The following is a 14678-nucleotide window of genomic DNA, read 5'->3' as shown; positions in this document are numbered from 1 at the left end:
CCGGGTCACGATGAGCAGCAGTACGCCGTCGGCCCGCGAAGGGGAAGCCGTGAGACGAGCCACCGCCGTCCGAGCGACGGTTCTCACCCTCGGCGCGGTCTTCATGCTGGCACCCATCGGTGTGACCCCGAAGGGCTGCGGTGATCTGTCCGGCGGCCGGCTCTGCATCGAGGGGCCGGTCGGCGGTGCGGGCAGCTTCACCACCCGGTACGTCCTGCACCCGGACCGGCCCGAGATGGCCGTGCGCCTCGGCTACCAGCGCAAGGACGACCGGATCACGGCCTTCCCCGGCTGGTTCGGCACCCGGCGCACGCAGCGGGGCGTCGCCGAGCTGACGGGGACGCTCGACACCGAGCCGGGCGAGTGCGTCCGCGGCGTGCTGGTCCTGCCGGACGACCCGCGCGAGCGGACGTTCGTCACCCAGTGGCAGTGCTCGTAGCCGCTCGACGGCTCCCCGCGACCGGCGACACGGGAGCGGCGGCACGGGAGCGGCGACACGGGAGCGGATCCACGGGAGCGGATCCGCCGTACGAAGTCAGGCAGTACGCCCTCGTCCTCCGCGTCGCCCAGACCGTCCGGGCATCCCCGCCCTCCCGGGCCCCGCGCCGGCGGTCACACCAGCCGCCGGGCCGTCGCCCAGCGCGTCAGCTCGTGGCGGTTGGAGAGCTGAAGCTTCCGCAGGACCGCCGAGACGTGCGATTCCACCGTCTTCACCGAGATGAAGAGCTGCTTCGCGATCTCCTTGTACGCGTAACCGCGCGCGATCAGCCGCAGCACCTCGCGCTCCCGCTGGGTCAGCCGGTCCAGGTCCTCGTCCACCGGCGGCGCGTCCGTCGACGCGAAGGCGTCCAGGACGAACCCGGCCAGGCGCGGCGAGAACACCGCGTCACCCTCCTGCACCCGGAAGATCGAGTTGACCAGGTCCGAGCCGGTGATCGTCTTGGTGACATAGCCACGGGCACCGCCCCGGATGACCCCTATGACGTCCTCCGCCGCGTCCGAGACCGAGAGCGCCAGAAACCGCACCGGGTTCTCGGGGGCCGTCATCATGGGCGCGCAGCGGCGCAGCACCTCGACACCGCCGCCGCCCGGCAGATGGACGTCGAGCAGGACGACCTCGGGACGGGTCGCCGTGATCACGGCGACCGCCTGGTCCACGTCGGCCGCCTCGCCGACGACCTCGACGCCCGTCCGCTCGGTGACGCCGATCTCGGCCTGTACCCCGGTACGGAACATCCGGTGGTCGTCGACGAGCACGACCCGCGCGTGCCGGCCGTCCCCCACCGGGCCGCCGGTCGCCGCCGGAACGCCGCCCGTCTCCGCCGGAACGCCGCCGGCCTGTACGCCCTCGTTCATGCTCACTGCCCCTCGCCCTTGTCGCCGCGCTGCCCGCGCGGCCTTCGTACCGTACGGTCAGGGATCCTCATTCGGCGGCCCGTTCCATCTCCAGCTCGACCTCGGTGCCGCCGTCCGGCACCCGGCGCAGCCGCGCCGTCCCGCCGTTGCGGCGCATCCGGCCGATGATCGACTCCCGGACGCCCATCCGGTCGGCGGGCACCGCGTCCAGGTCGAATCCCGGCCCCCGGTCCCGCACGGAGACGAAGACCGTACGGTCCTCCACCTCCGCGTAGACCTGCACCGCACCGCCGTCGCCACCGTACTTGGCGGCATTGACCATGGCTTCGCGCGCGGCCTGCGTCTGCGCGGTCAGCCTGTCGTCGAGCGGGCAGTCGCCGACGACCACGACCTCGATGGGCACCCCGTGATAGTCCTCGACCTCCGCCGCCGTCCGCTTCACCGCCTCGGCGAGGGTGGCGGGCTCGTCCTCCTCGTCCTTGCCCGTCCCCTCCGGTCTGTAGATCCAGGCCCGCAACTCCCGCTCCTGGGCGCGGGCGAGGCGGCGCACCTCGCCGCCGTCGTCGGCGGCGCGCTGGATGAGCGTGAGGGTGTGCAGGACGGAGTCGTGGACATGCGCGGCGACCTCGGCGCGCTCCTGCGCGCGGATGCGCATCCGGCGTTCCTCCGAGAGGTCCTGCGTCATCCGTACGAGCCAGGGTCCGGCGAGCAGCGCGACTCCGGCCACGACGGCGATCGCACCGGTCAGGACGTTCCCGAGCTGGGCCGCCGCGCCCCGGACCACCATGAAGACGGCCAGGCCGAGGCAGACCAGCGCGACCCCGGCGAAGGCGCGGGCCAGTCGCAACACCCCCCGGCGCCCGCCGACGTCGGTCCAGCGGGCGCGGCGCGCGTTGTCCGCCTGCCGCCAGACCAGGACGACGCCCGCGCCGATCAGCAGCATCGGCCAGATGTAGCGGTCGGCGTGGCTGCGCCCCAGGTTGACATTGCCGATGAAGACGCCCGCGCCGATCAGCAACGCGATCAGCGCGAAGACCTGGCCCTTGTCCGGCTTGCGGAGCCGGCGCCGGCCATCCGGGCTGGTCTCGAAGACGGAGCGCGGTTCGGCCGCCGTACCGCCGACGCCGAGCGGGACGACGAACCAGAAGACCGCGTAGAGCAGCGCGCCGAGGCCCTGGGCGAAGAACAGCCCGAGGAAGACCAGCCGTACCCAGACGACCGGCAGCCCCAGATGCCCGGCCAGTCCGCGCGCCACACCGCCGAGCATCCTGCCGTCCGCGCTGCGGTACAGCTTGCGCGGCGGCAGCTCCTCCGGCGCGGTGGCACGGGAGGAGGGCGCGGCGGTACGGGACGGGGCTGCGGGCATGCCATCGATGGTCACACGGCGGGACGGGCCGGGACATCAGGGTCGGGCCCCTGATCCGACCCTGACCGGACCCTGAGAACTCCGGACCGGACCCGGGGGTCACTCAGGGTGAATATCAGGGTGCGGCCAGGGTCGGCGAGGCTGGAGCGGAGGCGGCCACGCCGTCACCATGGAGGGATGACCCCGCCGTCGACTCCGCCGCCCACCGCGTCGGCCTCCGCCCGGCCCGGCACCGCGCCGGGCCCGTCCGCGACCTCGCATGTCTCGTCGGCCGCGCAGCTGCGGCGCGGCCCGCGCCAGAAGGTCTTCGCCGGTGTGTGCGGCGGGCTGGGGCGGTACTGCGACGTCGATCCGGTGATATTCCGGATCGTCATCGGTGTGCTCAGTGTGACCGGCGGTATCGGCCTGATCTTCTACGGCTTCGCCTGGCTGCTGATCCCCGTCGAGGGCGAGGAGGAGAACGAGGCGCGCCGGCTGCTGTCGGGCCGGGTCGAGGGCACGTCACTCATCGCCGTGCTGCTCGCGCTCATCGGCTGCGGGCTGTTCCTGTCCATGCTGGGCAACGACGGGACGCTCGGCTTCGCCGCGATGCTCTCGATCGCGGTCGCGGGCGCGGCCGTCTGGTCCCAGCGGCGCCGACTGGCGGCGCTGGGACCGGACGGCCCGTTCGACCCGGCGACAGCGCAGGCCGTCGCGGAGGCGCCCCCGGAGACCACGGCGCCCCCGACGCCCGGGGGCCCTTCCTGGTGGCGGGACCCGATCGTCAAGGACGGCACGACGGGCCTGGTCGCCGGGGTCTACCTGTGGGGTCCCCCGGCCGCCGTCGCCGACGCGCGGCCGCCGTCACCGCAGGACGCGGTGGCCGTTCCGGCGCGGACCGCCCCCTGCTCGGGGGGGCCACGCGGCATCGGCGGCACGGTCTTCATGCTCGCCCTGCTGGCCGCCGGTCTCGGCTCGGGCCTGAGCTGGCACAGCCAGCCCTTCGGCACGAGCCTGCAGATCGGCCTGGCCTGCGCGCTCGCGGTCTTCGGGCTCGGCCTCGCGGCGAGCGCGTTCCTGGGCCGTACCGGCGTCGGCACGATCTTCCTGACGGTGATCACGGCGGGGCTGCTCGCGGCGGCCTCCGCCGTTCCGAAGAACATCACCACGGAGTGGGGCCGCCGGCACTGGATACCGGCGTCGGCCTCCGCCGTGCGGTCCCACTACGAACTGGGATCCGGCGTCGGCACCCTCGATCTGCGGGGCGTCACCGTCCCGCAGGGGCAGAGCGTGCGTACCTCCGCCGAGGTCGGCGCCGGCAAGCTCAGGGTCCTCGTCCCGGACGGGGTGACGGTCAGGGTGCGCGCCACAGCCGGGCTCGGGGACATCCGGCTCCCCGGGGAGCCACCGAACGACGTGGACATATCCCCGGACACGTCGCGGCAGCGCACGCTGTCTCCGCGCGCGGGCGCCGCACCGGCGGGCACGCTGGAGCTGCGGCTCGAAGTCGGCCTCGGCCAGGTGGAGGTCAGCCGTGCTGCGTCATGACATCCGGCCCGGCCGGCTGGTCGCGGGCCTGGCGGTGCTGGGCGCGGCCGTCGCGTACACCGGTGACGCGGCGGGCACCTGGCGCACGCCCTGGTTCACGGTCTTCCCGGTCGTCCTCGGTGGTCTCTGTCTGGCCGCCGTCGTCACCTTCACGCACTACCGCGTACGCCGTCGCCGGGAGGCCCGCATGGCGTCCAGGGAGAACATCGGGGCGCCGGCGAGCACGAGCGGCAGCCAGGCCATCAAGTAGGCGAGGTCGTTGCCGTAGTAGTACGGATTGCTCTGCCAGCTCACCGTCAGCCACAGGCTCAGCGAGATGAGGGCGCCGCCGAACGCGGCGAGCCGGGCGAGCATTCCGACCAGCGTGGCCAGACCCACGGCCAGCTCGCCGAAGGCGATGGCGTAGCCGAACCCGGCCGGGTTCTTGAGCGCCAGGTCGACGAGTGCGGGGATGGCCGAACTGTCCCGGACCGCGCGCATCATCTCGCCGATCGACCCGCTGCCGGCCGCCGCGAAGAAGCCGCTGTCCGTCAGCTTGTCGAGCCCCGCGTAGACGAAGGTGACACCGAGGAAGATCCTGAGCGGGATCAGCGCGTAGCGTGCGGCGTTCTCCCGCAGTCCGCTCACCGCGAGACCGGGCGCGCCCGGCTGCTCGTAGGTGTCTGTCCGGTATTCCTGTGTCATCGCCGGTACGCCCTTCCCTGTCCACGCCGCCGCCACGGGGAGGGCCCCCGCGTGCCTCACGCATGCATACGTACACGACGCGTCCGGCGCTCAGGCACACGGGGGATCCGGCATTCAGGGGATCCGGGGGTCAGGGGGTCGATTCGGGGAGTCAGGGGGTCAGGGCACTCAAGGCACTCAGTCCATGACCTCGACCGTCACGCGGTTGGTCTCCACCCCGGCCGCCGTCACGACCTGCACCTCGACCGTTCCCGGCTCCACATCCACCGGCACCGGCACGGTGAGGGCGGTGTCGGAGGGGTTGGCGAACCCGCCCGGGACGGGCACCAGCGGGACATGGACGTGGACAGGACCGATCCGGACGACCATCCGGGCCAGCCGGTCAGGCGTGCCCGCACCCGGCGGTACGAAACCGGCACCCCGGATCTCGATGTCGTCACCGGTACGGATGGGGGCGTCCAGGTCCCCCGCCTCCCGGGCCCGCACCACCGACAGGACGACGGGCCGGCCGCCCTCCGCGTACTTCCCGGCGAAGTAGGTGGCGGCGGAGACGGCGACCAGCAGCGCGAGCGCCCAGGGCAGATCGGGCAGTTGCTCGGGCCGCCGGGCGAGCCGCACGACGGAGAAGACGAGCGCGACGGAGTTCACCACGGCGTACTGCACATCGGTGAAGCTGCCGCGCCCGCCGTCGTCGCAGAGCAGATCGGCCAGCCGGGGGCGCTCGGCCCGTACCTTCTGCAGCCGCTGGGACAGCACCCGTACGGACACCACACTCCGTACGACCACGGCGATCGCGCACACCACGGCGAGCACCGTCACCATGCCCGCGCCCCGGGCCAGATCGAGCCCCGCGATCAAGGTGTCGCGCCGGCCGTGCCCGGAAGCTCCCGCGAGCTGCAGGGCGAGGACGAGCACGGAGAAGACGACGAGCAGCACCCACGCGGAGGCGACGGTCCGTGAGGTCGACAGCCGGTTGTCCTCACCGATCAGCGGCGCGAGGAGCCCGCCGCGCGCCCGGTGCAGCCGCGCGGCGGCGGTCAGCACCCCGGCGACGACGAACGCGGCGACCAGCCCGGCCGTACGCGCGCCCGTCCAGCCGGCCCCGATCGCGGTCGCGGTCTCCGCCAGCGCGAGCAGTACGACGCCGCCCCACACCACGAACAGCGTGTGCCGCCAGACGGCGTGCAGCCACGCCTCGCCCGCCTCGCGGCTGCGATCGGCGACGGTGCGGGCGGACTGGGTGAGTTCGTCGGACACCCACTGCCGGGAAGCCCCCGCCGAATGCGCGACGGCGGCGGGCAGCCCCTGCCCCGCGGCCAGTTCGTCCCGCTTCACCAGGAACGCGGCCACCGCCCGCCGGTGCCCCTCGCGCGCTCCGTGCGGGCAGTCACCGCACGTGCAGCCCCCGCCGTGCAGTCCCTGTCGTGCCTCTTGCACCGCCACGCCGAACGCCGCCTTCCCCGCCCCGAACCCCGAACCCAGTGAACTTCCCTACACAGAAGGGGAATTCTGCCGTACGAAGCGGGGGCTGAGGGCTGTCTGACGGGCCGGAGCGGGTGACGACATCGTCACGGTGTTGACGCGCGGGCCCCAGCGCCGTCGACGCGCGGGCCCCAGCGCTGTTTGACGCGCGGATCCCAGCGCCGCCCCAGCCGGTGCCCGGGACGATTCTCTCCGGCCGAGCACGCCGGGGAATGACGCGCGAGTTACGCGACGACCGGGTCGAGCAGGATCAGGGGGAACCTGCGGTCCGTCTTGGTTTCGTAGGACGACAGGGGCGGCCAGTAGGCCCCCCACACGTCGTGGAGCCGCTTCCAGTCCTCCTCGGGGGCCGACACCACCGTGGGCGTGGCCCGGAGGGTGCGCTCGCCGATCTCGATCGTCACTTCCGACATGGCGTCGACGTTGGAGACCCACTGCGGGTCCTTCTCCGCGCCGCCGTTGGAGCCGCAGACGACGAGGCTGCCGCTGTCGGTCGCGTACACCAGCGGATTGATCCGCTCGGCGCCGGTACGCCGCCCGACCGTGTGCAACAGAAGCAGATGCTTGCCCTCGAAGGGGCCGCCGACGACCCCGCCGTGGGTGCGGAACTCATCAATGATCTGGTCGTTGTCGCTCATCTGTTCATGGTCGCGCCAGGAACGAACAGTCCGCAAACGGACAGCGTTCCCTCCGCCCGTTCCGGGGCGCTCCGGGGCGCTCCCGTCAGTCACGCCGCTCGGGCCGCCGCCGGTTGATCGCCGTCAGATCGATGTCGACGGGGAACGGTTCCTTCAGCTCCAACCGCTCGCGGTGGATGCCGGTCGAGCCGTACGCGCCCGTGGCGGGGTCGAGCTCGAAGCTGTGGACGACGGGAAGATCGTGTTCCTTCTCGACCCTCCAGTAATGGCGCACACCCGCGGCCGCGTACTTACGGGGCTTGACCTCGCGGTCGCGTTCGACGGAGTCGTCCGAGACCACTTCGATGGCCAGAACGATGTCCTCCGGCTTGTGCCAGGTCTGCCGGGGGCCGGTGTCCCCCTCCGCTCGGAATACCAGAATGTCGGGTTCGGGGCGATTCCTGCGGTCGATCTTGACCGTCATCTCGCGATCGACATCCAGCTCGTCCGGGGCCTGATCGAGCAAGGTGTGCTCCAACAGACGCATGGTTCGCATATGGAATCGAGTCTGCGGACTCATGAAAACGAGACTCCCGTCAATCAACTCCGTGTGAGGCGGGAGGCCCGGGATCCGGTCGAGGTCGTCCGCGGTCCAGCCCCCGGCGGGCGGGATCGGCCACTGGTACCGCGGTTCCAGCCCGTGCTCAGGTGCGGCGCTCATGATTGCTCCCATACGACGGAGTCTCGCGTCCACCAGCAGCGTACCCAGGGGATACGGCGACGCCGCCACCCAAACGAATGAGCGACGGCGTCGGCATTGACCTGAAGGGCCCACTGGGGCGGATCCGGGGAGGGTTACTCCCACTCGATCGTGCCCGGGGGCTTGCTCGTCACGTCGAGGACCACGCGGTTCACGTCCGCCACCTCGTTCGTGATGCGGGTGGAGATCTTCGCGAGGACCTCGTACGGCATCCGCGTCCAGTCCGCCGTCATCGCGTCCTCGGACGAGACGGGCCGCAGCACGATCGGGTGGCCGTAGGTGCGGCCGTCGCCCTGCACGCCCACGGACCGTACGTCGGCGAGGAGGACCACCGGGCACTGCCAGATCTCGCGGTCGAGACCGGCCGCCGTCAGCTCCTCGCGGGCGATCGCGTCGGCCTCGCGGAGGAGGTCGAGGCGCTCCTTGGTGACGTCGCCGACGATACGGATGCCGAGGCCGGGGCCGGGGAACGGCTGGCGCTGGACGATCTCGTCCGGCAGGCCGAGCTCCTGGCCCACCATCCGGACCTCGTCCTTGAACAGCTTGCGCAGCGGCTCGATGAGCTGGAACTCGATGTCGTCCGGGAGCCCGCCGACGTTGTGGTGCGACTTGATGTTGGCGGTGCCGGTGCCGCCGCCGGACTCGACGACGTCCGGGTAGAGCGTGCCCTGGACCAGGAACGCGACGTCCTCGCCCTCCGCGCCCGCCTCGGCGACGATCTCCGCCTGGGCCTGCTCGAAGACCCGGATGAACTCGCGGCCGATGATCTTCCGCTTCTGCTCGGGGTCGGAGACCCCGGCCAGCGCGGTCAGGAAGCGCTCCTCGGCCTCGACGACCTTGAGCTGGACGCCCGTGGCGGCGACGAAGTCCTTCTCGACCTGCTCGGTCTCGCCCTTGCGCATCAGGCCGTGGTCGACGTACACGCAGGTCAGCTGCGATCCGATGGCCTTCTGCACGAGGGCCGCCGCGACCGCCGAGTCCACCCCGCCGGACAGGCCGCAGATGGCGCGCTTGGTGCCGACCTGCTCGCGGATGAGGGCGACCTGCTCGTCCACCACGTTGGTGGTGGTCCAGGTCGGCTCGATGCCCGCGCCCCGGTAGAGGAAGTGCTCCAGGACCTGCTGGCCGTACGTCGAGTGCATCACCTCGGGGTGGTGCTGGACGCCGTACAGCTTCTTCTCGTCGTTCTCGAACGCGGCGACCGGCACGACGTCCGTGGACGCGGTGACGGTGAAGCCGGCCGGAGCGGCGGAGCAGGCGTCGCCGTGCGACATCCAGACGGACTGCTCGGCCGGGGTGCCCTCGAAGAGGGTGGAGCCGGTCTTGGAGACGTGCAGGGGCGTACGGCCGTACTCACGTGCCCCCGTGTTGTCGACGGTGCCACCGAGGGTCTTCGCCATCAGCTGGAAGCCGTAGCACATGCCGAAGACGGGGACACCGGCCTCGAAGAGCGCGCGGTCGACGGTCGGGGCGTTCTCCGCGTACACGGAGGACGGCCCGCCGGAGAGGACGATCGCCTTGGGATTCCTGGCCAGCATCTCGGCCACGGGCATCGTGGACGGAACGATCTCGCTGTAGACCCGGGCCTCGCGGACACGGCGGGCGATGAGCTGGGCGTACTGCGCGCCGAAGTCGACGACGAGAACGACGTCGGGGGCGGCGGCGGGGGGTGCTGCTGGCACTGGGGCGGCCTTCCGGCGGTGAAATGGTGGGGCTGGTTGAGTCGATTCTACGGGGGGCGGCGGACCGCTTTTCGTCTCACCATCCGAACCCGCTCTGGTCCCGGTCAGCGCGGCAGGTCCATACTGAGCCCATGCGCACGCAGCTGACCTAAGTCTTTACCTATGGCACCGGCCCGTCCGGCTGCCATGGTCGTGCTGCTTGAACTGACAAGCGACTTCCCCAGGCGCCCCGGACCGACCAGGCCCGGGGCGTCTGTCGCGTTCGGGGCCGTACGGGTCCGGGGTTCCGCTCCCCGAGAAGGAATCCCACCATGCCCGTCACGACTGTCACCACGGACTCGACCACCACGGCCGCCACGACCGCCACGACCGGCCCGGAGAACACCAACCCGGAGAAGACCGGCGCCCGTACCGAGGATGCCGCCTCCCTCATCGGCGGCGCCCGTGAACGTATCGACTCGCTCGACGACCGCATCATCGCTCTCGTCCAGGAACGGATGGCCGTCTCGGCCGCCATCCAGGAAGCCCGGGTCGCCTCCGGGGGCCGCCGCGTCAATCTCTCGCGCGAGATGGAGATCCTCGGCCACTACCGCGACGCGCTCGGCAAGCCCGGCACGGCACTCGCGATGACGCTGCTGGAGCTGTGCCGGGGCCGTGTCTGAGACCCGCCGGAGCTGAGCCGGGGCCGTGTCTGAGACCCGCCGGAGCTCTGCCGGGGCCCTCTCCGGGACCCGCGCACACGAGGGCGGGGCCGTATCTGAGTTCGGCACCCGCTCTCCCCCGTCCGGCGCGTGACCGCCCCCAGGGCCCTTCGTTGGGCCGTACGGGCGCGCAGAGGGACCAGCACATCACCCGTGCGGCTCCGCCGGGGCGTGCGACGTACCGCAGGTGGTACGCCGTGGGACCTCGCCCCGGCGCCGGTGACCGGTCGGCAGGGGACAGCAGCCCGGTCACACAGGGGGCGGCCGGTACCGGGGACGCCCGGTACCGGCCGGCCTTTCCGCGCTCCACCCCGCAGTGCGCTTCACCGGACATGACGACGGGGCGGACCGGGGCTGAGGAAGCCCCGGTCCGCCCCGGTTCACTCTCCGCCGGCGCGTGCAGGCCGGGCCGGATGTGTCATCCCGAATATGTCATTCGGGATGTGCGCGGCATCAGCGCAGACCGAACGCGCGGTTGATGGTCTGGACGACGCTGTTGCCCTGTGTGTCACGGGCGGTGACCCGCAGTGTCACGTAGCTGACCTTGGCCGGAGCCTTCAGACGGGTCTTCCAGGAGCTTCCCGTGTGCTTGGTCGACGCCTTGCTCCACGTCTTGCCGTCGTTGTACGAGACCTCCACGGTGGCCGTACGGATGGTGTCCGAACGCGGTCCGCCCGACGGGTAGACGGCGGAGACCGTCAGGTCGGCGTTGCGAGCCGCCTTGCCCGCCAGGTCGGTGCTGATGCCGTAGTCGAGCTGGATGAGCGGCAGGAGCTGCTCGGCCTTGGTCGTCGACGAGGTGAATCCCCACTCGGTGCGGGTCTTCGACGAGTACGGGGAGACGGCCGCCGGGCGGGCTGCCTCCATCACGAGGCGGTAGGGCAGCTTGCCCTGCGGCAGCGGCGCGTACAGGTTTCCGTCGGTCGACGAAGCGAGCAGGGTCTTCCCCTGGTACACCGAGGCGAGCTGAGTGGCCCCCTGGTCGAAGGAGAGGCCCCAGTGCTTTCCGGAGTCACCCCAGGCCGGGAGGTTGAAGGTGAACAGCTCGTCCATGGTGCGCACCGGGGGCGAGGTGAAGTCGGTCTTGAACATGCGGGGGCGCTGGACAGGTGCGAACCAGTTCACCTTGGTGGTGGTGCGGGCCGCGTACGTCACCGGTGTACTGGCCTCGGTGATACCGATGGTGAAGCCCATTTCGATCCACCGGACGTCCTTGCCCGCGGTGACCCATTCGGTCATCCGGCCCTGGGCCGGGACCTCGACCGGACGTGCGTCCATCGCCCAGGTACGGCCGGGGGCGATGTCGTAACGCCCCTGCATGGCTTGGCCCTTGCGGTGGTGACGGAAGGACGTGTCGACCTTCGCCAGGTCCTTGACGCCGGGCTTGTAGACCAGGTTCGTCGGAACGGCACCCTGGAAGTGACGCACCAGGTCGTACAGGTAGTCCGGGGTGCGGTGGGACGTGATGTCCAGCCGGGTCGAGCCGCCACGGATCCGGGAGATCAGGAGATTGCCGTGGTCCGCGGGCAGGGAGGCCACCGGAAGCGGCGGAGTCGCGCCCTCGGCGGTCGCCCAGGCGTCCATACGCCCGTAGCCGTTGTTCACGATGAGCAGCAGCTTCGCGCCCGCCTTGACGGCGGCGTCGGCCTGCTTCAGCGGGGTGATCGCCTTGTTCGCCCGTACGACGGCGACCTTGCCGCGCACCTTGGCCTTCGTGAGGTCGGCCGGCTTGCCCTCACCGGCGAAGACGCCGGTCAGCTTCTGCGTGCCGGTGGGCAGCGACTTCGACGCGGTCTGGACGAGCAGGTCGTTCAGGGGGAGGGCCCCGGCGCGGACCGTCAGCGGAGGCTGCACCCGGCGCCAGCGGACCGACATGGTGAAGGAGCCCTTGGTGACCTTCTTGGTGGGCTGTGTCCAGATGCTGTCGTACCGCGAGTCGACGAGCTGGCTCTCGTCGTACGGGTAGCGGTCCGCGTAGGACCGGAAGTAGTCGACCCGGCTGCCGGCGACGCTGGTCGCCTGCGGGGTGACGGCTTCGACCTGACGCAGCTTGGTGCCGTCCAGGGTCAGCGAGGAGCCGGTTCCCACGACGGTCTCGGGGGCCGCGAACACGGCCATGCCGAGCGTGTGCGCACCGTGCGCACCGCGCACCTCGGCGTACAGCCGGATGTCGTACGTGCTGGGCTTGATGCTCAGCTTGAGGCTGCCGGACGAGGTGACCTCGTACGCCTGTGGCGGGCTGTCGCGCAGGATGTCCTTGACGACCAGGGTGCCGGCCAGCGGCTTGCCCGCCCTGTCCTTGGTGCGGACGGAGAAGCTGGCGCGCTCCCCCTCCTTGTTGACGCCGACCAGGGTGTGGGCGCGCAGCCCACCGTCGGGGCCGGTCGCGTTGACGTGACCGGCGAAGGCCCCCTCGTCGGGCACGGCGGCCAGGTCGGTGGTGACCCGCACGGTCGCGGTCGAGCGGGCGGGAACGGTGATCTGCTTCGTGGAAAGCGTGAACACCCCTTCCGGCACGCCGGGCGCGTTGACCGCCAGGTCGAGCGTGACCGGGGTGTCACCGGTGTTGGTGTACGTGACCGGCTTCTCGGCCAGCTGGCCCTTGCTGTAAGGCCACTTGGCGGAGGAGAAGGCCGTGCCGGTCGCGAAGAGGGTGTCCTCGACGGCGGCCAGGGCGTTCACCCGGCCGCTGCCGGCCCAGTAGGGGCTGTACTGCGGGGTGGGCTTGCTGCTGCTGAGCAGGGCGTCCTTCAGCTGCTGCCCCGTCCAGTCCGGGTGCGTGGCGGAGAGCAGCGCGGCCACACCGGCGACGTGCGGGGTGGCCATGGAGGTACCGCTCATCGTCAGGTACGGGCCCGAACCCTCGGCCGAGTACTGCGAGCGGGCCGCCTTGACGTCGACGCCGGGGGCGGTGATCTCCGGCTTGAGGCCGTGGTCGCCCACGCGCGGTCCACGGCTGGAGAACACCGCGATGCGGTCGGAGGTGTCCACGGCGCCGACCGTGAGCGCGGCGTCCGCGGAGCCGGGGGCGCCCACGGACATCATGTCGGGGCCCGCGTTGCCGGCCGCGATCGCGAAGAGCGCGCCGGTCTCGGCGCTGAGGGCGTTGACACCGAGGCTCAGCGGGTCCGTGCCGTCGCTGGGAGCGCCGCCGAGGCTCATGCTGATGACCTTGGCGTGCTGGTCGCGGGCCGCCCACTCCATGCCGGCCAGGATCCAGGAGTCCTGGCCCTCGCCCTCGTCGGAGAGGACCTTGCCGATCCGCAGGGAGGCGCCGGGGGCGACGCCCCGCTCCGCACCGTCGGAGGCGGCGCCGGTACCGGCGATGGTGGAGGCGACGTGCGTGCCGTGGCCATGACGGTCCGTCACGGGCTCGCCGGGCACGAAGCTGGTGGCGGAGGAGATCTGGCCTGCCAGGTCCGGGTGCGCGGCGTCGACGCCGGTGTCCAGGACGGCCACGGCGACGCCGACGCCGGTGTTCCCCTTCTTCCATACGGCCGGGGCGCCGATCTGCGCGGTGGTGTCGGCCATGGCGGCCTTGACCTTGCCGTCCAGCCACACCTTGGCGATACCGCCGCCGAGGGCCGATCCCGCTCCGGCGGTGCGCGACGCTCCTCCGGCGGCGACCGTGCCGTTGCCCGCGATGACGGCGCCCTTGGTGAGTGACGACCAGAAGTCCGCCGCGCGGCCGTGGTCGGCGGTCAGCGCCGCACCCTGGATGCTCGACAGCGCGCGGACCTTGGCGGCGCCGGCCGGGGCGGCCGGCTTCCGCGCGCTGGTCGCGGCGTCGGTGTACGTGACGATCAGCGGCAGCCGGTCGCTGTGCGCGTCGTCATATCCGTACGCCAGCAGCCGGGTGACGTTGAAGAGGTTGTCGTCGAGCAGACCCGCGGCGATGTACGGCATGGCCGCGTCCGGGTAGACGTAGGTGTCCGAGCCAACGGTGGCGATTCGCGCTCCGACGTTCCCCCCGTTGGATCCCCGCACCGAGAACGTGCCCGCGACGACGGTGACCTTGTCGCCGGTGATGAGGGTGACGGTGCGCGGGGTGGACCTGTCGGCACCACGGGTGGCGGCGGGAGTTGAGGCCGGGCCGGCCGGCGCCGGGCCCGCTACGGCCGGAACTGACGGGGTGGCGGTCAGTACGGCCACGGCGGTACCGAGGGCTATCAGCCCCGGTCTGCGCATGGAGAAGAGCGGCAAGGAATGTCCTCAGGAGTTGTTTCGGGGGGTGGTGGAAGATTGCTCAGCAATCACGGCTATTTCAAGCCATGTCCGGTGGCGCGTTTGCGACATGTCCCAGATGCGCCGCGACGAGACCGGCACGATCACGTCACGATGTGACCCAGGTCACGTAAATGTTTTGTGAAATTAAGCGCAACTATTCCCACGGGCCACGGGTCTTGCATGCGAAATCAAAGGCCTCACCCGTGACTCCACTCCGGAGGGCCCCAGAAAACTCCGCGCCGGCGCCCGCCGCCGGTACGCCGTACATCTTTGAGG

The 14678-nt window shown here is 71.4% G+C and carries 12 protein-coding genes; 4 read left to right on the top strand and 8 right to left on the bottom strand.

Annotated elements, in window-relative coordinates; genetic code table 11:
* Window positions 1-49: 49 nt before the first annotated feature.
* Window positions 50-439 (top strand): hypothetical protein, encoded by a 390-nt coding sequence (locus tag ACIBAE_RS03395; RefSeq protein ID WP_399282088.1) that lies wholly within the window; start codon window positions 50-52, stop codon window positions 437-439.
* Between the two features lie 173 nt (window positions 440-612).
* Here ACIBAE_RS03395 and ACIBAE_RS03390 read toward each other — a convergent pair whose 3' ends face one another.
* Together ACIBAE_RS03390 and ACIBAE_RS03385 are read right to left on the bottom strand one after the other, a co-directional pair.
* A complete protein-coding gene (locus ACIBAE_RS03390) occupies window positions 613-1356 on the bottom strand; it encodes a LuxR C-terminal-related transcriptional regulator (RefSeq protein WP_399282087.1) in 744 nt (247 codons plus the stop codon).
* Window positions 1357-1423: 67 nt separating this feature from the next.
* A complete protein-coding gene (locus ACIBAE_RS03385; protein WP_399282086.1) occupies window positions 1424-2722 on the bottom strand; it encodes a PspC domain-containing protein in 1299 nt (432 codons plus the stop codon).
* Window positions 2723-2899: 177 nt separating this feature from the next.
* On the opposite strand from ACIBAE_RS03385, the gene ACIBAE_RS03380 reads away from it, so the two are divergent.
* Both ACIBAE_RS03380 and ACIBAE_RS03375 read left to right on the top strand, forming a co-directional pair.
* Window positions 2900-4249: a PspC domain-containing protein gene (locus tag ACIBAE_RS03380; RefSeq protein ID WP_399282085.1), complete on the top strand. Its 1350-nt coding sequence runs from the start codon at window positions 2900-2902 to the stop codon at window positions 4247-4249.
* The gene (locus ACIBAE_RS03375) at window positions 4236-4499 is read left to right on the top strand and encodes a hypothetical protein (RefSeq protein WP_399282084.1); all 264 of its coding nucleotides are present in this window, start codon (window positions 4236-4238) and stop codon (window positions 4497-4499) included. The genes ACIBAE_RS03380 and ACIBAE_RS03375 overlap by 14 nt, the downstream gene beginning before the upstream one ends.
* Here the strand turns inward: ACIBAE_RS03375 and ACIBAE_RS03370 are convergent.
* The 5 genes from ACIBAE_RS03370 to guaA all read right to left on the bottom strand — a co-directional run bounded on the left by ACIBAE_RS03370 (window position 4406) and on the right by guaA (window position 9474).
* Window positions 4406-4933: a DoxX family protein gene (locus tag ACIBAE_RS03370; protein ID WP_399282083.1), complete on the bottom strand. Its 528-nt coding sequence runs from the start codon at window positions 4931-4933 to the stop codon at window positions 4406-4408. The genes ACIBAE_RS03375 and ACIBAE_RS03370 overlap by 94 nt on opposite strands.
* A 177-nt stretch (window positions 4934-5110) precedes the next feature.
* Window positions 5111-6376, bottom strand: a complete 1266-nt coding sequence (locus tag ACIBAE_RS03365) for a hypothetical protein (RefSeq protein WP_399282082.1) — start codon at window positions 6374-6376, stop codon at window positions 5111-5113.
* Between the two features lie 263 nt (window positions 6377-6639).
* Window positions 6640-7053: a nitroreductase/quinone reductase family protein gene (locus ACIBAE_RS03360; RefSeq protein WP_399282081.1), complete on the bottom strand. Its 414-nt coding sequence runs from the start codon at window positions 7051-7053 to the stop codon at window positions 6640-6642.
* A gap of 85 nt (window positions 7054-7138) precedes the next feature.
* Window positions 7139-7753, bottom strand: a complete 615-nt coding sequence (locus ACIBAE_RS03355) for a Uma2 family endonuclease (RefSeq protein ID WP_399282080.1) — start codon at window positions 7751-7753, stop codon at window positions 7139-7141.
* A 134-nt stretch (window positions 7754-7887) separates the two neighbouring features.
* Window positions 7888-9474 carry a glutamine-hydrolyzing GMP synthase gene (guaA, locus tag ACIBAE_RS03350; protein WP_399282079.1) on the bottom strand — a complete coding sequence of 529 codons (1587 nt, stop codon included), beginning with the start codon at window positions 9472-9474 and terminating at the stop codon, window positions 7888-7890.
* 311 nt (window positions 9475-9785) lie between these two features.
* On the opposite strand from guaA, the gene ACIBAE_RS03345 reads away from it, so the two are divergent.
* Window positions 9786-10136: a chorismate mutase gene (locus ACIBAE_RS03345; RefSeq protein WP_399282078.1), complete on the top strand. Its 351-nt coding sequence runs from the start codon at window positions 9786-9788 to the stop codon at window positions 10134-10136.
* A 492-nt stretch (window positions 10137-10628) separates the two neighbouring features.
* Here the strand turns inward: ACIBAE_RS03345 and ACIBAE_RS03340 are convergent, their stop codons facing one another.
* Window positions 10629-14378, bottom strand: coding sequence for a S8 family serine peptidase (locus ACIBAE_RS03340; protein ID WP_399282077.1), 3750 nt, complete (start codon window positions 14376-14378; stop codon window positions 10629-10631).
* Window positions 14379-14678 lie beyond the last annotated feature (300 nt).

The organism is Streptomyces sp. NPDC051569, from assembly GCF_044454085.1.
In the GTDB taxonomy this organism is placed as follows: domain Bacteria; phylum Actinomycetota; class Actinomycetes; order Streptomycetales; family Streptomycetaceae; genus Streptomyces.
Note: the sequence above shows the minus strand (reverse complement) of the source record. Positions and strands in the feature narration are given on the sequence as shown.